Annotated in this window: 18 protein-coding genes; 13 read left to right on the top strand and 5 right to left on the bottom strand. The window is 64.4% G+C overall.

All coding sequences use genetic code 11. The annotated features are described in order from the left end of the window. Nucleotides 1–28: 28 nt before the first annotated feature. On the bottom strand, nt 29–601 hold the full coding sequence (locus tag C7411_RS06810) for a phasin family protein (protein WP_042264853.1): 573 nt from the start codon (nt 599–601) through the stop codon (nt 29–31). A 712-nt stretch (nt 602–1313) separates the two neighbouring features. Between C7411_RS06810 and pbpG the strand changes: the two genes are divergently transcribed. Further along, on the top strand, nt 1314–2498 hold the full coding sequence (pbpG, locus tag C7411_RS06815) for a D-alanyl-D-alanine endopeptidase (RefSeq protein ID WP_110383956.1): 1185 nt from the start codon (nt 1314–1316) through the stop codon (nt 2496–2498). A 162-nt stretch (nt 2499–2660) separates the two neighbouring features. Here pbpG and C7411_RS06820 read toward each other — a convergent pair whose 3' ends face one another. Next, complete coding sequence (locus C7411_RS06820) at nt 2661–3461, bottom strand: IclR family transcriptional regulator (protein WP_028204180.1); 801 nt, start codon at nt 3459–3461, stop codon at nt 2661–2663. A gap of 268 nt (nt 3462–3729) precedes the next feature. Between C7411_RS06820 and C7411_RS06825 the strand changes: the two genes are divergently transcribed. The 12 genes from C7411_RS06825 (at nt 3730) to iscX (ending at nt 13308) form a co-directional block, all read left to right on the top strand. Further along, nucleotides 3730–4452, top strand: coding sequence for a (Fe-S)-binding protein (locus tag C7411_RS06825; RefSeq protein WP_110383957.1), 723 nt, complete (start codon nt 3730–3732; stop codon nt 4450–4452). Between the two features lie 99 nt (nt 4453–4551). After that, nucleotides 4552–5988 (top strand): lactate utilization protein B, encoded by a 1437-nt coding sequence (locus tag C7411_RS06830; protein ID WP_110383958.1) that lies wholly within the window; start codon nt 4552–4554, stop codon nt 5986–5988. A 159-nt stretch (nt 5989–6147) separates the two neighbouring features. Next, nucleotides 6148–6378: a hypothetical protein gene (locus C7411_RS06835; RefSeq protein ID WP_110383959.1), complete on the top strand. Its 231-nt coding sequence runs from the start codon at nt 6148–6150 to the stop codon at nt 6376–6378. 109 nt (nt 6379–6487) lie between these two features. Beyond that, on the top strand, nt 6488–6970 hold the full coding sequence (locus C7411_RS06840; protein WP_110383960.1) for a low molecular weight protein-tyrosine-phosphatase: 483 nt from the start codon (nt 6488–6490) through the stop codon (nt 6968–6970). A gap of 154 nt (nt 6971–7124) precedes the next feature. Beyond that, nucleotides 7125–7658, top strand: coding sequence for a Fe-S cluster assembly transcriptional regulator IscR (gene iscR / locus C7411_RS06845; RefSeq protein ID WP_042264865.1), 534 nt, complete (start codon nt 7125–7127; stop codon nt 7656–7658). An 80-nt stretch (nt 7659–7738) separates the two neighbouring features. Further along, on the top strand, nt 7739–8962 hold the full coding sequence (locus C7411_RS06850) for an IscS subfamily cysteine desulfurase (protein ID WP_110383961.1): 1224 nt from the start codon (nt 7739–7741) through the stop codon (nt 8960–8962). 110 nt (nt 8963–9072) lie between these two features. Continuing rightward, nucleotides 9073–9477 (top strand): Fe-S cluster assembly scaffold IscU, encoded by a 405-nt coding sequence (gene iscU / locus C7411_RS06855; protein ID WP_028216879.1) that lies wholly within the window; start codon nt 9073–9075, stop codon nt 9475–9477. Between the two features lie 151 nt (nt 9478–9628). Continuing rightward, complete coding sequence (iscA, locus tag C7411_RS06860) at nt 9629–9952, top strand: iron-sulfur cluster assembly protein IscA (RefSeq protein ID WP_110384164.1); 324 nt, start codon at nt 9629–9631, stop codon at nt 9950–9952. A gap of 106 nt (nt 9953–10058) precedes the next feature. Further along, nucleotides 10059–10607 carry a Fe-S protein assembly co-chaperone HscB gene (gene hscB, locus C7411_RS06865; protein ID WP_110383962.1) on the top strand — a complete coding sequence of 183 codons (549 nt, stop codon included), beginning with the start codon at nt 10059–10061 and terminating at the stop codon, nt 10605–10607. Nucleotides 10608–10682: 75 nt separating this feature from the next. Continuing rightward, nucleotides 10683–12554, top strand: a complete 1872-nt coding sequence (gene hscA, locus C7411_RS06870) for a Fe-S protein assembly chaperone HscA (protein ID WP_110383963.1) — start codon at nt 10683–10685, stop codon at nt 12552–12554. Nucleotides 12555–12738: 184 nt separating this feature from the next. Then, nucleotides 12739–13080, top strand: coding sequence for an ISC system 2Fe-2S type ferredoxin (fdx, locus tag C7411_RS06875; RefSeq protein ID WP_110383964.1), 342 nt, complete (start codon nt 12739–12741; stop codon nt 13078–13080). 30 nt (nt 13081–13110) lie between these two features. Beyond that, on the top strand, nt 13111–13308 hold the full coding sequence (gene iscX, locus C7411_RS06880; protein ID WP_028204168.1) for a Fe-S cluster assembly protein IscX: 198 nt from the start codon (nt 13111–13113) through the stop codon (nt 13306–13308). A 90-nt stretch (nt 13309–13398) separates the two neighbouring features. Here the strand turns inward: iscX and C7411_RS06885 are convergent, their stop codons facing one another. From C7411_RS06885 to prfB, 3 genes are all read right to left on the bottom strand, one after another. Then, nucleotides 13399–14136, bottom strand: a complete 738-nt coding sequence (locus C7411_RS06885) for a glycine zipper 2TM domain-containing protein (RefSeq protein ID WP_110383965.1) — start codon at nt 14134–14136, stop codon at nt 13399–13401. Between the two features lie 305 nt (nt 14137–14441). After that, entirely contained in the window at nt 14442–15977 is a 1536-nt protein-coding gene (gene lysS, locus C7411_RS06890) for a lysine--tRNA ligase (RefSeq protein ID WP_110383966.1), read from the bottom strand. 211 nt (nt 15978–16188) lie between these two features. Beyond that, a protein-coding gene (gene prfB / locus C7411_RS06895) for a peptide chain release factor 2 (protein ID WP_110383967.1) occupies nt 16189–17293 on the bottom strand; the annotation gives its coding sequence in 2 pieces (ribosomal slippage) (nt 16189–17211 and nt 17213–17293; 1104 coding nt in all). Nucleotides 17294–17402: the final 109 nt, after the last annotated feature.

A 17402-nucleotide genomic window follows, 5' to 3' on the forward strand; every position in this document is an offset into this window, starting at 1 on the left:
GCGCACGCACCGGTTCGATCTACAACGTTCAGACCGTCTTCTTGGCCGAAGCGGCAGCCGAGCGCGATGCCTGGGCGGCAGCCTTGCTCGCAGCAGCGGTGGCGGCGTTGAAGTTGCTTTCCGCCATTTCCACGGCTTGCTTCGTGGCCTTGTGGACCGTTTCGTAGGTCGTGTTCGCGGCGTTGATGGCCGACTTGATCACGGCAACTGCGGTCTCCGAGCCGGCCGGCGCATTCTTCGCGACGTTGTCGACGAGCGACTGAACCTTGCGGTTCTGCTCTTCGTAGTGGGCTTCGGCGACCTTCGCGAACTCAGCCTGGGTGGCCGAGGCGATTTCATACACATGACGGCCATACGACAGCAGCTTTTCGGTCAGCGGCTGGGCGTAGCTCGTTTGCAGGGCCAGGAATTCCTGCGCGTCCTTCACAGACAGTGCGCGCTGGGCGTGTTCCTGCGATTCCGCCAGATTCGAGCGGACGGCCTGAAGGTTCAATTCGACGAGCTTTTCCACGCCTTCGAACGCCTTGCCGGTGAGGCCGAACAGGGTTTCGAGGTTGGCTTTCTGGGCAGCGGCGAATTGCTCAGGGGTCAGCAGACTCATGTTTACGCTCCTGTATGTCGGCGGCCTTCGTGGGTCGCCTGAAGTAAGTGGCACGGCGATGGTGCTCTGTCGCTCACTTTGTGCGTCGCAACATTGATTGAATTTTAGGATGCTCCGGAAGAAAGTCAAGGCCTTTTGGTGCGTCGCACAATGTCGATAATTTATTATTAAACAAACACTTATGCCTCGCGCATGGCGCAACCGCGACAACGCGCCAATGCCCGTTGCGCTGGGCTCGCGGCGAGTTCAACGAGGCCGCGCGCAGGGTGGTGCAAGCGCGCGAACGCGGCTTCTGGCAAGATGCGGCATGGATCGCGTGACGCGTCTATGGGATTTCACCTGGGTGCGTGCACCGAATTCCTGGATGGAACGTTAATGATCTATTGCGGTCGAACGCGCGTCGCGCGGCACGGCGGCGCCGGTAGTCAGACAAATCTCACCTGTATTTTCCTCAGTTCAAGTTCCTGCGACGAACGCCGTTAACGCAGCAAGCGCATTTTGCGTGTGCCGCAAACGTTGTCAGCAAGCGGCGTCATGGGGAGAGGAGCGGCCAGGCAATTGTCTGACTCCATCGAATGCGGGAAGTGCATTGGCCAGATCAATCGGAGGTCATACTTCGGTTTAATGAGCGCCTATAAGTGCTTCAATTTGCGAATTTTTCGTGGTTTTACTACACTTGGCGAACGATCCCGCCGCTCCATCAAGAACACTAATGAAATCCGACAAGCTCCTGTCGTTCTCACTGATGCCGTCGTCGGTTATCAGCACCGCATTGTCGGTTGCTGTTTCCGTCGCGATCAGTGCGACGCTCGTGGCGCCTGAGGGCGCCTTTGCTGCGTCGCAAGACGCTGCGCCGGCCAAAACGGCCAAGGCGAAAAAAGCCACCAAGAAGGTTGCGAAGGCCGAGCCGGAAACGGCCAGGGCCAGCAAGAAGGCGGGCGCAGCCCGTACCGTCGCCGCCAGGGACGACGATGCGCATCCGGTGGCCAAAAAACGCCGTGTCACTTATACGATGAACGGCCGCCATCATTCGGCGGTGCGCCGTGTCGCGTTCGAACCGCGTCAGCCGACCGTTGGTCAGGCGTTCGGTCTGCACGAGACGCCCGACTCGCTGATGCTGCGCTCGGGCGTTGCGTACGTGGTCGACCAGAACACGCTCGAGCCGCTGTTCGACAAGAACTCGCGCGCCGTTGTGCCCATCGCCTCGATCTCGAAGCTCATGACCGCGATGGTCGTGCTCGACTCGAAGGCATCGCTCTCGGAACCGATCGAAGTCACGGACGAAGACCGCGACTACGAGAAGAACACGGGCTCGCGCCTTTCGGTGGGCTCGGTGCTCTCGCGCGAGGACATGTTGCACATCGCGCTGATGGCGTCGGAAAACCGCGCGGCGGCGGCGCTCTCGCGCTATTACCCGGGCGGCCGTCCGGCGTTCATCGCGGCGATGAACGCGAAGGCAAAGCAGCTCGGCATGACCGATACGCACTTCGAGAATTCGACGGGGCTCACGAGCCACAACGTCTCGACGGCGCGTGATCTCGTGAAGATGGTGAACGCGGCCTACCAGTACCCGATGATTCGCCAGTTCTCGACCGACCGCAGCTACGACGTGTTCACGGGCAAGCGCAATCTCGCCTACAACAGCACGAATGCCCTGGTCCGCAATGCGTCGTGGGACATCGGCCTGCAGAAGACAGGCTTCATCAACGAAGCGGGTGAGTGCCTCGTCATGCAGACGACGATTCACAATCGTCCGGTGATCATGGTCTTGCTCGATTCGAGCGGCAAGTACTCGCGCTTCGCGGATGCCACGCGCGTGCGCACGTGGCTCGACAACGGCGGCGCCGACCAGCAGCCGCGCATTACGAGCGCCGACGCAGGCGGTGCCGGGACCTGATCTGCGCCTGTCCCGGATTTACCCAACGAACGCCCCGCAACCGCGGGGCGTTTTGTTTTCCGGCGCGTGCTGTTCGTCCTTTGTCGACGCGTGAGGCGGTCAGCAAGCCAAAAAAGCGGAGGGCACGCCTCTCGCTCTTCCTGATTGCCCTTCACCCTGACTTCAGGCCGGCTGCACGTTGCCTTCAGCGGGCTCTGGGTGATAGCCCAGTGACTCCGAAATTGTCAGCGCCGTCTTGCTCAACTGGCCGAGCCATGAGTCCTGCAGGCGGTCCGCGGGCGCCGAGAGCGAAAGACCTGCCACCAGTTTGCCGGTGTCGTCGTAGATGCCGGCGGCGATGCAGCGCACGCCCAGTTCGAGCTCTTCGTTGTCGCGCGCGCAGAATTGCTGGCGGACGTGGGCGAGTTCGCGCTCGAGGCGTCCGAGGTCGGTAATGCTGTTGCGCGTATGGCCCGACAGGCCGGTGCGCGTGGCGTAGGCGCGCACGCGGTTCGCTTCGTCGGCGGCCAGAAAGAGCTTGCCGACCGACGTGAGGTGCAGCGGGGCCCGGCCGCCAATCGCGCGCACTACCTGCATGCCCGAGCGCTCCGAATAGGCGCGTTCGATATAGACGATTTCGTCGCCCTGGCGCACGGAGAGGTTGACGGTCTGGCCCGTGAGACGGTGCAGTTCGCGCATCGGCGTGAGCGCCGCGTCGCGCACCGAAAGCCGCGCTTTCACGAGGTTGCCGAGTTCGAGCAACCGCATGCCAAGCCGGTAGGTGCCGGGATCGGAGCGGTCGACGAGACGGCAACTCACCATATCGTTCAGGATGCGGTGCGCAGTCGAAGGATGCAGTTCGGTGCGCTGCGCAAGTTCCTTCAGGCTGACAGGGTCGCTGTGGGCGGCCAGCGCGTCCAGCAGGCGCATCATGCGCTCGATCACCTGAATCGAGGTCTTCGGATCTGGGTGGGTGTCGCTCATGAGTTCAGATTCGTTTGACACGTGAGGCGGAAAATGCATTGTATCTCGTATCGTGAAAAAAGTAAGCGCCGGGACGGAGATTCGCGCTGCGCTGCGGCATCGCGCGCGACCGGCGAAGGCGACAGGCGAGGGTGACCGGCGAGGGTGACCGGCGAGGGCGACCGGCGAGGGCGACCGGCGAGGGCGACCGGCGAGGGTGATGCAGGCCGGCGTTGGTCATGGCGGCGAAACAGCGGATAATCGGGGACGGTTTTAACGAGGAGTCTCCATGCGAGTCGGTTTGTTCGTCACGTGCCTCATCGATGCGATGCGTCCGGAAATTGGCTTTTCGACGCTCAAATTGCTCGAACAGGCGGGCTATGAAGTCGCCGTGCCGCCTACGCAAACCTGCTGCGGCCAGCCGGCCTACAACTCGGGTGAGCGCGCGATCGCGCGTGACCTCGCGGAAAAGACGCTGCGCGAATTCGAGCAGTTCGACTATCTCGTCGTCCCTTCGGGGTCTTGCGGCGGCATGGTCCGCGTGCACTACGGCGATCTGTTTCGCGACGATCCGGAATTGATGGCGCGCTATGGCAAGTTGCGCGAGCGGGTCTACGAACTCACGGATTTCCTCGTCAACGTCGCAAAGGTCACGCTGCCGCAAGGAGAGTTCAACGGACCAGTGACATATCACGACTCGTGCTCAGGCCTGCGTGAGCTTGGGGTCAAGGCGCAGCCGCGCGCGTTGCTCGCCCAGCGCGGCATCGAAGTGCGCGAGATGAAAGACTGCGAGCACTGCTGCGGCTTCGGCGGCACCTTTGCGGTGAAGTATGGGGACATCTCGACGGCCATTGCGGACGAAAAATGCGCGAATGTGCAGGCGAGCGGCACGGGCGCGTTGGTGCTCGGCGACCTCGGCTGCATGTTGAATATCGAAGGGCGTTTGCGCCGCACCGGCGACACCGCGACTCGGGTGCTGCACATCGCACAAGTGCTGGCCGGCGACGTGTGAAGCGCCGCTGACTGCCGTGCGTTTTGCACGGCATGTGCGAATCGCCCCGGACTTCGATCCCGGACCTCGCCGAACACCGCTCAACAACGCCCTCACGCCATGCAAGTCCAATCGATGCAGTTCAAGGCGCGTGCCGGTCAGAAGCTGGCCGATCAGCGTCTGCAGCACAACCTCAAGAAACTTTCGACCAAGTTCGTCTCGGCGCGCGCCGAGGCGATCACCGCAATCGATTTCCCCGCCACGCGCGCGGCGCTCAAGGCGCGCCGCAACCGTGCGCTCGACCATCTCGACGTCTGGCTCGAGCAGTTCGAGACCGAGGCGGCGCGGCGCGGCGTGACCGTGCTCTACGCGGAAACGGCGCAAGACGCTGCAAGGCTGGTCGCGGACATCGCGCGGCGCCACGACGTGCGCAAGGTCATCAAGACCAAGTCGATGGTGTCGGAGGAGATGCGGCTCAATACCGTGCTCGCGGAAATGGGCGTGCAGTCCATCGAGACCGATCTGGGCGAGTACATCCTGCAGATCAACGACAGCGAGCCGCCGAGCCACATCATTGCGCCCGTCGTCCACAAGGACAAAGACGAGATCGCCGATCTCTTCGCGAAGACGCACGACAAGCCGCGCCTGACCGAAATTCCCGACATGACCCGCGAGGCGCGCGAAGTCCTGCGCCCGCATTTTCTCTCGGCGGACATGGGCGTGACGGGCGGCAACTTCCTCGTGGCGGAAACGGGCTCGGTCGTGCTGGTGACCAACGAGGGCAACGAGGGCATGTGCACCGTCATGCCGCGCGTGCACGTGGCGGTGACGGGCATCGAGAAGGTGCTGCCCACGCTCGAGGACCTCGCCACCGCCATGCGTTTGTTGCCGCGTTCGGCAACGGGGCAGGCCACGTCGAACTACTTCTCGGTTCTGACGGGCCCGCGCGGCCCCGAGGACCAGGACGGCCCGGAGCACATGTACGTCGTGCTCGTAGACGGCGGCCGCACTGGCCTGATTGGCGGAGAATTCCAGGAGATGCTGCGCTGCATCCGTTGCGGGGCGTGCATGAATCACTGCCCGGTCTATCAGAAGGTGGGCGGCCACGCGTACGGCTGGGTCTATCCGGGGCCGATGGGTTCCGTGCTCACGCCAAGCTACGTCGGCATCGAAAAGACGCTCGATCTGCCGCAGGCCGCAACGCTGTGCGGCGAGTGCAATAGCGTTTGCCCGGTGGGCATCCCGCTTTCGGACTTGCTGCGCAAACTGCGCGAGAAGCAGACGGAGCGGCACCTGCGCCCGTGGCGCGAGCGCGCGGCGCTTGCCGCCTGGGGCTGGCTCGCGCTTCACCCGACGGCCTACGCGCTGCTCACCAAACTCGGCGTGCGGGTACTCGAGCGCATGGGCGGGCAGACGAGGCTCATTCGCAAGCTGCCATTCGCACGCGGCTGGACCAACGGTCGCGACATGCCTGCGCCGGTCGGCCGGACGTTTCGCGAACTGTACGCGGCGCGGCACACGCATCTGGACGCCACCCAGCGCTCCGGACAAGCCTGACACGCGCGCAACGGTCAAGTCCAGTTCGCCAACTATTTAAGCTGGCGCAACAGTGTGTTCGTTCGGACCGGGTTTTTCCTGATTGCGACTCTCTATATCATCTCGACTGGCGATAGTGCGTCCGCACCTGTCGCTTCACAGTCGATAGAGAGTCGCATCATGAGAAAGAAAATAACGGTGTACTGGCCACTGGCGCTGATCGTGCCGCTCGCGGTGATCGCATGGGTCCATGCATGGAAGACCGCCGAGCAGCAAATGCCGCTCGCCGCCGATCAGGTCACCGCAGAACTCGCGCGCGCGGTGTCGTATGGCCTCGTGGGCAGCGAAGGCAAAACGCCGGTGAAGGCGATGAACGGCATCGCCACGCTGCCGCGCTCGAGCGCGATCTGACGATTGCGCTGGCGCCACAACGCGCCGCGCGGCGTGTACGTCGTGCGCTTTGTATAATTTGAAATTCGCCGCCGCGCGCTGAACGCCTGCCGTTGCCCCGCCCCCACGAATGAAAAAGGTTTCCGTCTGCTTCGTTTGTCTTGGCAATATCTGCCGCTCGCCCATGGCCGAGGCCGTGATGCTGCGCCTCGTCGGCGAGGCGGGACTGGCGGGGCGCGTCGAGGTCGATTCGGCGGGCACGGGTGACTGGCACATCGGTGAGGCGCCCGACGAGCGTGCCCAGCGCACGGGCAGCCTGCGCGGTTACGATCTCGCGCCGCTGCGCGCCCGGCAGATCGCCGCCGAAGATTTTCGCCGTTTCGACCTGATCGTCGCGATGGACGACGCCAACGTGACCGCGCTTCAGGGCGTCTGCCCGGCGAGCGAGCGCGACAAGATCCGCCTGTTGATGGAATTTGCGCCGCAGGCCGAAACGCGCGTGGTGGTCGATCCCTATTTCGGCGGCGACGCAGGTTTCGAAGCGGTGCTCGATCAATGCGAGGCCGCATGCGCGGGCTTGCTCGCTGCGTTGCGTCCGCAACTGGCCGATTGAAATGAGCGGCGCGAATCTGCCGAATGCAGAAATCGCGCCATTTTTGCGCTTCGCTGCGCACCTAATAACCCGAATCGCGACATTGATACTTGACTAAACTAGTCATGTATTTATACTTGACGAAAATTGTCGAGAATTGCGGTTCCCATACATCATGAGACTCACCACCAAAGGCCGTTTCGCCGTCACGGCGATGATTGACCTGGCGCTGCGCCAGGAGCAGGGCCCGGTGACGCTTGCGGGTATCAGCCAGCGCCAGCACATCTCGCTGTCGTACCTCGAACAGCTGTTCGGCAAGCTGCGCCGTCATGAAATCGTCGAATCGGTCCGTGGGCCGGGCGGCGGGTATAACCTCGCGCGCCGCGCGGAGGACGTCACCGTCGCGGACATCATCATCGCCGTGGACGAGCCGCTCGACGCCACCCAGTGCGGCGGCAAGGGCGCCTGCGAAGGCACCAAGCAGCACGACGGCCACTGCATGACGCACGAACTCTGGTCGACGCTGAACCAGAAAATGGTCGAGTACCTCGATTCGGTGTCGCTCAAGGATCTGGTGGACAAGCAGCGCGCCCGCGAAGGCGCCGCGCCCGCCGTCCTGCGCGACCGCCGCGCCGAGGCGCCGGCGGTGGAGCCGGTCAGGGCGATGCCGCTGGGTCCGAACTCGATCTTCAACATGGCGGGCTCGTAAGGCCTTCGGGCGCCGCCAGAACGCCGCAGTTTGCAAAACAGACAGTACAGCGCAGCACACAAGATTCCCCGGAGCGATAGATGAATAACGACATTCCCCACCTGCCCATTTACATGGACTACAGCGCGACGACCCCCGTCGACCCGCGCGTGGTGGACAAGATGATTCCGTATCTGCGCGAGCAGTTCGGCAATCCGGCGTCGCGCAGCCACGCCTATGGCTGGGATGCGGAGCGCGCCGTCGAGGAAGCGCGCGAGCAGGTTGCCGCGCTCGTCAACGCCGACCCGCGCGAGATCATCTGGACCTCCGGCGCAACCGAATCGGACAACCTCGCGATCAAGGGCGCCGCGCACTTCTACAAGAGCAAGGGTAAGCACATCATCACGGTGAAGACCGAGCACAAGGCCGTGCTCGACACCTGCCGCGAACTGGAGCGCGAAGGCTACGAAGTCACCTATCTGGACGTGAAGGACGACGGCCTGATCGACCTCGAAGCGTTCAAGGCCGCGCTGCGCCCCGACACGATCCTCGTTTCCGTCATGCACGTGAACAACGAGATCGGCGTGATCCAGGACATCGCGACGATCGGCGAAATCTGCCGCGAAAAGGGCGTCATTTTCCACGTCGACGCTGCGCAATCCACGGGCAAGGCACCCATCGACCTGCAAAAGCTCAAGGTCGACCTGATGTCGTTCTCGGCGCACAAGACCTACGGCCCGAAGGGCATCGGTGCGCTGTACGTGCGCCGCAAGCCGCGTGTGCGCATCGAAGCGCAGATGCACGGCGGCGGCCACGAGCGCGGCATGCGCTCGGGCACGCTGGCCACGCACCAGATCGTCGGCATGGGCGAAGCGTTCCGCATCGCGCGCGAGGAGATGGCCACGGAAAACGAGCGTGTGCGCATGCTGCGCGACAAGCTCCTGCGCGGCCTGAAGGAAATCGACGAAACCTACGTGAACGGCGACATGGAACAGCGTGTGCCGCACAACCTGAACATCAGCTTCAACTTCGTCGAAGGCGAGTCGCTGATCATGGCGGTGAAGGACGTGGCGGTCTCGTCGGGTTCGGCGTGCACTTCCGCATCGCTCGAGCCGTCGTACGTGCTGCGCGCGCTCGGCCGCAACGACGAGCTGGCGCACAGCTCGATCCGCTTCACGGTGGGCCGCTTCACGACCGAACAGGACGTGGACTATGTGATCAACCTGCTGAAGACGAAGATCGCCAAGCTGCGCGAGCTTTCGCCGCTGTGGGAAATGCATCAGGACGGCATCGATCTGTCGACCATCCAGTGGGCGGCGCACTAACGCCCCACTGAGGCTTTAAGCAGCGCAGTCAACAGCGAAAACGAACCGGCCGCAGCGCAATGAGCAGTCAACTGCGTGCAGCGCGGCCAACGAATTGAAGGAGTGTGATCATGGCATATAGCGACAAGGTTCTGGACCACTACGAAAACCCGCGCAACGTCGGCTCGTTCGCCAAGGACGACGACGCAGTGGGCACCGGCATGGTCGGCGCGCCGGCGTGCGGCGACGTGATGAAGCTGCAGATCCGCGTGGGCGCGGACGGCGTGATCGAGGACGCGAAGTTCAAGACTTACGGCTGCGGCTCGGCGATCGCTTCGAGCTCGCTCGTGACCGAGTGGGTGAAGGGCAAGACGCTCGACCAGGCGCTCGACATCAAGAACACGCAGATCGCCGAAGAACTGGCGCTGCCGCCGGTGAAGATCCACTGCTCGATTCTCGCGGAAGACGCGATCAAGGCAGCGGTTGCGGACTATCGCCAGCGTCACACGACCGAAGCGAAGGCCGACGCGGCGTAAAGCGCAGCGCAGCGGCGCAGTAGATGCAGGACGGCGTCGAACCGGCAGGTTCGGCGCTCTGTGACTAACGATTCTGGATGCAGCAGGGTTGCGTCGCGACGCCGGGCAAGGCGAAAGTCCAACCGGCGGCGCGAGGCGCGGCGAAGATGCTATGGCAATTACGTTGACTGAAAAAGCGGCACAGCACGTGCAAAAGTACCTGACCCGTCGCGGCAAGGGCGTGGGCCTGCGTCTTGGCGTGCGCACGACGGGCTGCTCGGGCCTCGCGTACAAGCTCGAGTACGTCGACGAACTCGCGCCCGAGGACAACATCTTCGAGAGCCACGGCGTGAAGGTCATCGTCGACCCCAAGAGTCTCGCCTATATCGACGGCACGCAGCTCGACTTCGTGCGCGAAGGCCTGAACGAGGGCTTTCGGTTCAACAACCCGAACGTGAAGGACGAGTGCGGCTGCGGCGAGTCCTTCCGCGTTTGAGCCCGCGTCGAGCGGTGAAAAGGCGGCCTGTGCCGCCTTTTTGATTTTGACGGCCGCCGGTTAGTCCCACTCGGCCTCTCATAGCCCCACAAGAACGTTCCAGCCGATGAGCACGCCTTCCACGCCTTCCCGCTCGCTCTCCGACAGCCACTTCGTGCTGTTCGGCCTGCCCGAGCAGTTCGCGATCGACGCGAACGCGCTCGACCATGCCTACCGCACGGTGCAGGCGCAGGTGCATCCCGACCGCTTCGCCGCGGCAGGCGAGGCGCAAAAGCGCATCGCCATGCAATGGGCCACGCGCACGAACGAGGCGTATCAGACGCTGCGCGATCCGCTCAAGCGCGCGAAGTATCTGCTGCATCTGCGCGGCATCGACGTTGGCGCCGAGAACAACACGGCGATGGAGCCCGCGTTCCTCATGCAGCAGATGGAGTGGCGCGAGGCGATCGAAGACGCGGTCGGCGCGAAGAACGTCGATGCGCTCGACGCACTCGCGGGCGAGTTGCGCGACGACGAACGCGTGCGCTTCACGAAGCTCGCGGCGCTGCTCGACAGCGGCTCGAACCAGCCCGCGGCCGAGGCGGTGCGCCAGCTCATGTTCATCGAGCGCGTGGCGGGCGAAATCGATTCGCAGATCGAGCGGCTCGAGGGCTGAAGCCGTGCGCTGAAACGGATGTCGGGCGCTTGCGCCTACCAGGTAAAAAAGCAGGTTTAAAAGCAGATTACACAGATGGCCTTACTGCAAATCTCCGAACCCGGCATGGCGCCGGCGCCGCATCAGCGGCGACTCGCCGTCGGCATCGACCTCGGCACGACGAACTCGCTGGTCGCCGCGGTGCGCAGCGGCGTGCCCGACGTGCTGCCCGACGAAGACGGCCACGTGCTGCTGCCCTCGGTCGTGCGCTATCTCGCCAACGGTGGTCGCCGCATCGGCCGCACGGCGAAGGCGCAAGCCGCCACCGACCCGCGTAACACGATCGTGTCGGTCAAGCGCTTCATGGGGCGCGGCAAGTCCGATGTCGAAGGCGCGGCCAACGCGCCGTACGACTTCGTCGACGCGCCGGGCATGGTGCAGATCCAGACTGTCGATGGCGTGAAGAGCCCCGTCGAAGTGTCGGCGGAAATTCTCGCGACGCTGCGCCAGCGTGCCGAAGACACGCTCGGCGACGAGCTCGTGGGCGCGGTCATCACGGTGCCGGCTTACTTCGACGAAGCGCAGCGCCAGGCGACCAAGGACGCCGCGCGTCTCGCGGGCCTGAACGTGCTGCGTCTGCTGAACGAGCCGACCGCGGCGGCGATTGCGTACGGGCTCGACAACGGCGCCGAAGGCCTCTACGCGGTCTACGACCTCGGCGGCGGCACCTTCGACCTGTCGATTCTCAAGCTCACGAAGGGCGTGTTCGAAGTGCTGGCGGCCGGCGGCGATTCGGCGCTCGGCGGCGACGATTTCGACCACGCGCTCTTTGCTTATGCGCTGGAGCAGTCCGGCGTCGAGCGCGCGTCGCTCGCGCCCGAAGACGTCCGTTTGCTGCTCGACCGCGTGCGCGATGCGAAGGAAGCGCTCTCGAGCGCGCCCGAGGCGCGCATCGAGGCGACTCTGTCGGGCGGCCGGCAAATCGCGCTGACGATCGACGAGCCGCGCTTCGAAGCGCTCACGCAGACGCTCGTGCAGCGCACGCTCACGCCGACGAAGAAGGCGCTGCGCGACGCGAAGGTGGCCGCGAAGGACGTGAAGGGCGTGGTGCTGGTTGGCGGCGCGACGCGCATGCCCGTGATCCGGCGTGCCGTGGAGCAGTACTTCGGCCAGGCGCCGCTCACGAATCTGGACCCGGATCAGGTCGTCGCGCTCGGCGCGGCGATCCAGGCCGACCTGCTCGCGGGCAACCGCGGCGGCGACGACGACTGGCTGCTGCTCGACGTCATTCCGCTTTCGCTCGGCGTGGAGACGATGGGGGGCCTCGTCGAGAAGATCATCCCGCGCAATTCGACCATTCCGGTCGCGCGTGCGCAGGACTTCACGACCTTCAAGGACGGCCAGACGGCCATGGCGATTCACGTGGTGCAGGGCGAGCGCGAGCTTGTCGCCGACTGCCGCTCGCTCGCGCGTTTCGAACTGCGCGGCATTCCGCCGATGGCGGCGGGCGCGGCGCGCATCCGCGTGACTTATCAGGTGGATGCGGACGGCCTCTTGTCGGTGTTCGCGCGCGAGCAGCTCTCGGGTGTGGAAGCCTCGGTGGTGGTGAAGCCGTCCTACGGTCTCGCCGACGACGACGTGGCCCGCATGCTCGAAGACAGCTTCAAGACCGCCGAAGTCGACATGCGCGCCCGCGCGTTGCGCGAGGCGCAGGTCGAGGCGCAACGCATCATCGAGGCGACGAGTGCCGCTTTGGGCGCCGATGGCGAACTGCTCGACGAAGGCGAGCGCGCGCAGGTCGACGCGTTGATCGCCGCGCTGGCGCAACTCGCGCAGGGCGAGGACGCCGGCGCGATCGAAGCCGCGACGAAGGCGCTCTCCGAAGGCACCGACGAGTTTGCGGCGCGCCGGATGGACAAGGGCATCAAGCGCGCGCTGGCGGGCAAGAAGCTCGACGAGATCGGCTGAACGCGCGCCCAAGGACGCGGCTACAGCCTCAACAGCGTAAAGGCAAACGCGTCGTTAGCAAACGGCGCAGGCGTGCGTGCTTTCCCGATGTGGCTGGGCGCGCGCCGACAGTAGAATGGGCACATGCCGCCGTCGGAGGCGGGGCATGCGCCCGATATGAAAGTTATTGGATACGGAAATCACAATGCCTCAAATCGTGGTGCTGCCCCATGTCGAACTGTGCCCTGAAGGCGCGGTCATCGACGCCAGGCCGGGCGAGAGCGTGTGCGACGCACTGCTCGAACACGGCATCGAAATCGAGCACGCATGCGAAAAGTCGTGCGCCTGCACGACTTGTCACGTGATCGTGCGCGAAGGTTTCGATGCACTCGTGCCGTCCGAGGAAGACGAAGACGATCTCCTCGACAAGGCGTGGGGCCTCGAGCCGACGTCGCGGCTGTCGTGTCAGGCCATCGTGCCCGAGAACGACGACCTGGTGGTCGAGATTCCGCGTTACTCGATCAACCACGCGAAGGAAAACCACTGAGCCACTGAACACCAGGAGGAGTGCGCAGCCATGAAATGGACCGATACGCAAGACATCGCGATGGCCTTGACGGATACCCATCCCGAAGTGGATCCGCAATACGTGCGCTTCACCGATCTGCACCGCTGGATCACCCAGCTCGACGGTTTCGACGACGACCCCGAGCGCTCGAACGAGAAGATTCTCGAAGCGATCCAGGCCGCGTGGATCGAAGACGCGGACTACTGATTTCCGGCACGCCCGGCAAAGAGACGAGAAAAAGGCGATTTGCCATGACGGCAAATCGCCTTTTTTATCGCAGCGCCCGCTTCAGCGCGTTCAACCCGCGACCAGCGTGCCGTTCTCCACACGCACGCGCTCGCCTTGCTGGAACGGCGGCGCCTCGTGGTACGTGAAGTAGCGCGTCTTGCCGTTCTCCATGCGCACGCGCACCGAATAACTCGTCGTGCTGCGCAGGTGTTTTTCGACCGAGTTGCCTGCGAAACCGCCGCCCAGTGCGCCGAGCAGCGTCATGGCCGTGCGGCCGTTGCCCGAGCCGAACTGGTTGCCGACCACGCCACCCGCCACCGCGCCGCCTACCGCGCCGATACCGGTGCCGTGGCCTTCATGCTTGACCTCGGAAATCGCGACGACCGTGCCGCACGTCGAGCATGCGGGCTGCGCGGGCGGCGCTTCCTGCGCGTATTGCTGCTGCGCCGGCTGCGGCGGCTGGCCGGGCTGTTGACCGTACTGCTGCGCCGGGGCGACGGGCACGGCCGCCTGCTGTTGAGCCTGTGCCGGGGCCGGCTGCGGTTCGGCGGGCGCATTCTGCTCGTTCTGCGCATATTGCGAGGCCTGGACCGGCTTCGTCGAGTCGACGACCGGCGGCTGTGAGGTCTTCATGGCCGTCTGCCCCGTCTGAACCTGGGCGCTCTGTTCGGCGGTGCTGGAAGCCTTCGGAAAAACGCCGGTGATGGCTGCGGTGGCCGCCAGGCTCGCGACGATGACGGCTGCCGCCGCGGTTGCGATCAGCGGATGGAGGCGGCGTTTCGGTGTGGTCGAATCGGTGGTGTTCATGACAGGCTCCGTCTTTGGCAGAGTTGGCTCTCGTGTGAGACCCAGTTTGAGCCAATCCAGGTCGGTGGGCGTTTCAATTTGTAACCCCGCGCGGTGAGCGCGCGCAGACGCCGAGGGCGCGGTCGTCGCGCAGCGTTGCTCAGCGCGGTTTTCGACCCTGGCGCAATTGGGGTACCCGTCCCAGCCGCTGCGCTAGTCGGCAGATTTTACCGATGGTTACAAACGTGCGTGCTCAGAGGCCCGAAAGAAACGGGGCGCATACGGCGTGAACCGCATGCGCCCCGTCGTGTCAGGCAATCTTCCGCTTAGTCTTCGCGACGCAGGTGCGGGAAGAGGATCACGTCGCGGATGCTTGCGCTGTCCGTGAGCAGCATGATCAGACGGTCGATGCCGATGCCGCAGCCGCCCGTCGGAGGCATGCCGTATTCGAGCGCGCGGATGTAGTCGGCGTCGTAGAACATCGCTTCCTCGTCGCCGGCGTCCTTCTGCTCGACTTGCTTCTTGAAGCGCGCGGCCTGGTCTTCCGGATCGTTGAGCTCCGAGAAGCCGTTGGCGATCTCGCGGCCCGTGATGAAGAGCTCGAAGCGCTCGGTGATGCCCGGCAGCGTGTCCGAGGCGCGCGCGAGCGGCGAGACTTCGACCGGGTAGTCGATGATGTAGGTCGGCTCCCACAGCTGCGACTCGGCCGTCTCTTCGAAGAGCGCCAGCTGGAGCGAGCCCACGCCCGCGTTCAGGAACGCCGGCTGGTTCGTGTCCACGCCGAACTTCCTGAGTTCCGTACGCAGGAAGGCGGCGTCGGCAAGCTGCTCGTTCGTGTATTGCGGCGCGTACTTCTGGATCGCCTGCTGAATCGTCAAGCGATGGAACGGCTTCGAGAGGTCGAGTTCGCGGCCCTGATACGTCAGCACGGCGGTGCCGCTCGCGTCGATGGCGGCCTGGCGGATCAACTGCTCGGTGAAGTCCATGAGCCATGCGTAGTCGGTGTACGCGGCGTAGAACTCCATCATCGTGAATTCCGGATTGTGACGCGGCGAAACGCCTTCGTTACGGAAATTCCGGTTGATCTCGAACACGCGCTCGAAGCCGCCTACGATCAGGCGCTTGAGATACAGCTCGGGCGCGATGCGCATGAACATCTGCATGTCGAGCGCGTTGTGGTGCGTGACGAACGGCTTCGCGGCCGCGCCGCCCGGGATCGGGTGCAGCATCGGCGTTTCGACTTCCATGAAGCCCGCGTCGGCCATGAAGCGGCGCACGGAGGAAATCGCCTTGGTGCGCGCCTGGAACGTCTGACGCGCTTCCGGCGTGACGATCAGGTCGACATAGCGCTGGCGATAGCGCATTTCCTGGTCGGAGAGGCCGTGGAACTTGTCCGGCAGCGGACGCAGCGCCTTCGAGAGCAGACGCAGTTCCGTGCAGCGCACCGAAAGCTCGCCCTTGTTGGTGCGGAACAGCACGCCTTTGGCCGCGACGATGTCACCGAGGTCCCACTTCTTGAACGCGTCGTAGGTTGCCTCGCCCACGTCGGCGGGCGTGATGAAGAACTGGATCTGGCCCGAGCCGTCGCGCACCGTGGCGAAGCTCGCCTTGCCCATCACGCGCTTGAGCATCATGCGGCCGGCGATGGCCACTTCGAGCGGGTTCGCTTCGAGCGCGTCCTTGTCGGTGTCGGCGTAGTCGCGCGCCAGGTCGGCGGCGTGGTGGGTCGGGCGGAAGTCGTTCGGATAGGCAACGCCTGCCTCGCGCAGCGCGCGCAGTTTCTCGCGGCGCTCGGCGATGATCTGGTTGTCGTCGAGTTCGGGCGCGGCGCTGGGCGCGTTCTGCTGGGTCGGTTCGGTCATGATGGCTCGGAGTTCTTGGATACGCAGGTGTTTCGGCGAGTTTTCGGGGCTGCGGCCCCGGCATGGTCCTTCGCGGGACACGGCGCGCATCGCGCGCAGATAAGCGGACTTCGGTTCCTGCCGCGCGTCGCGCGCCTCGCGGTCGTTGCGGGCGGCGCGGCAGGAGAGGGCGGCATGCGGTGAACTGCTGCGCCCGCGGCGTGCGGCAAGCTTACACGCCCTGTTTCAGGCTCGCGCTGATGAAGGCGTCGAGATCGCCGTCGAGCACGGCCTTGGTGTTGCTGATTTCGACGTTGGTGCGCAGATCCTTGATACGGCTGTTGTCGAGCACGTAGGAGCGGATCTGGTGACCCCAGCCCACGTCCGACTTGCCCGCTTCGAGCTTGTCCTGTTCCGACTGGCGCTTGCGCATCTCGGCTTCGTACAGGCGCGATTTCAGCATGGCCATGGCTTCGGCGCGGTTGCGGTGCTGCGAGCGGTCGTTCTGGCACTGCACGACGATGCCCGACGGGACGTGCGTGATACGCACGGCGGAGTCGGTCTTGTTGATGTGCTGACCGCCCGCGCCCGAAGCGCGGTACGTGTCGATGCGCAGATCGGCCGGATTGACTTCGATCTCGAACGAGTCGTCGATTTCCGGATACACGAACACCGACGAGAACGACGTATGACGACCGCCCGAGGAGTCGAACGGCGACTTGCGCACGAGACGGTGAATGCCGGTTTCGGTACGCAGGAAGCCGTAGGCGTATTCGCCTTCGACCTTGATCGTCGCGCTCTTGATGCCGGCCACGTCGCCTTCGGATTCTTCGAGCACTTCGGTCTTGAAGCCCTTGCGCTCGCAGTAGCGCACGTACTGGCGCAGCAGCATGGACGCCCAGTCGCAGGCCTCGGTGCCGCCGGCGCCGGCCTGGATGTCGATGAACGCGTTGTTCGGGTCGGCCGGATTCGCGAACATGCGGCGGAACTCGACGTCGGCGACGCGCGCTTCGATTGCGTGAGCGTCGGTTTCGACGGCGACGAGCGTGTCTTCATCGCCTTCTTCGCGCGCCATCTCGAACAGATCCTGGGTGTCGCGCGTGTCGTTCTCGATGCCGTCGAGCACGTGCACCACGCCCTCGAGCAGCTTCTTTTCCTTGCCGAGACCCTGGGCGTGTTTGGAGTCGTTCCAGACGTTGGGGTCTTCGAGTTCGCTGTTGACTTCGACGAGCCGTCGGGCTTTTACGTCGTAGTCAAAGATACCCCCGTAGCTCGCCCGCGCGCGTGCGCAGGTCCGCCAAAAGGGCTTCGATCGCGTTGAGACGTTCCGCTTCCATTTGTATCGTGATCCGGCGTGTAAAACATTGAATTATAGCCGATTGGGCCCGGATCAAGGGCGGCGCGGGCTGTTCGGGCGGCCCGCGCTTTTCAGCGCAACGTGCAGTT

The sequence above is a fragment of the Paraburkholderia silvatlantica genome (assembly GCF_003096715.1).
Lineage (GTDB): Bacteria > Pseudomonadota > Gammaproteobacteria > Burkholderiales > Burkholderiaceae > Paraburkholderia > Paraburkholderia silvatlantica.

What these genes read in the sequence shown, in the direction of transcription:
- C7411_RS06810 (WP_042264853.1), bottom strand. Translation starts at nt 601, where the DNA reads ATGAGTCTGCTGACCCCTGAGCAATTCGCCGCTGCCCAGAAAGCCAAC.
- pbpG (WP_110383956.1), top strand. Translation starts at nt 1,314, where the DNA reads ATGAAATCCGACAAGCTCCTGTCGTTCTCACTGATGCCGTCGTCGGTT.
- C7411_RS06820 (WP_028204180.1), bottom strand. Translation starts at nt 3,461, where the DNA reads ATGAGCGACACCCACCCAGATCCGAAGACCTCGATTCAGGTGATCGAG.
- C7411_RS06825 (WP_110383957.1), top strand. Translation starts at nt 3,730, where the DNA reads ATGCGAGTCGGTTTGTTCGTCACGTGCCTCATCGATGCGATGCGTCCG.
- C7411_RS06830 (WP_110383958.1), top strand. Translation starts at nt 4,552, where the DNA reads ATGCAAGTCCAATCGATGCAGTTCAAGGCGCGTGCCGGTCAGAAGCTG.
- C7411_RS06835 (WP_110383959.1), top strand. Translation starts at nt 6,148, where the DNA reads ATGAGAAAGAAAATAACGGTGTACTGGCCACTGGCGCTGATCGTGCCG.
- C7411_RS06840 (WP_110383960.1), top strand. Translation starts at nt 6,488, where the DNA reads ATGAAAAAGGTTTCCGTCTGCTTCGTTTGTCTTGGCAATATCTGCCGC.
- iscR (WP_042264865.1), top strand. Translation starts at nt 7,125, where the DNA reads ATGAGACTCACCACCAAAGGCCGTTTCGCCGTCACGGCGATGATTGAC.
- C7411_RS06850 (WP_110383961.1), top strand. Translation starts at nt 7,739, where the DNA reads ATGAATAACGACATTCCCCACCTGCCCATTTACATGGACTACAGCGCG.
- iscU (WP_028216879.1), top strand. Translation starts at nt 9,073, where the DNA reads ATGGCATATAGCGACAAGGTTCTGGACCACTACGAAAACCCGCGCAAC.
- iscA (WP_110384164.1), top strand. Translation starts at nt 9,629, where the DNA reads ATGGCAATTACGTTGACTGAAAAAGCGGCACAGCACGTGCAAAAGTAC.
- hscB (WP_110383962.1), top strand. Translation starts at nt 10,059, where the DNA reads ATGAGCACGCCTTCCACGCCTTCCCGCTCGCTCTCCGACAGCCACTTC.
- hscA (WP_110383963.1), top strand. Translation starts at nt 10,683, where the DNA reads ATGGCCTTACTGCAAATCTCCGAACCCGGCATGGCGCCGGCGCCGCAT.
- fdx (WP_110383964.1), top strand. Translation starts at nt 12,739, where the DNA reads ATGCCTCAAATCGTGGTGCTGCCCCATGTCGAACTGTGCCCTGAAGGC.
- iscX (WP_028204168.1), top strand. Translation starts at nt 13,111, where the DNA reads ATGAAATGGACCGATACGCAAGACATCGCGATGGCCTTGACGGATACC.
- C7411_RS06885 (WP_110383965.1), bottom strand. Translation starts at nt 14,136, where the DNA reads ATGAACACCACCGATTCGACCACACCGAAACGCCGCCTCCATCCGCTG.
- lysS (WP_110383966.1), bottom strand. Translation starts at nt 15,977, where the DNA reads ATGACCGAACCGACCCAGCAGAACGCGCCCAGCGCCGCGCCCGAACTC.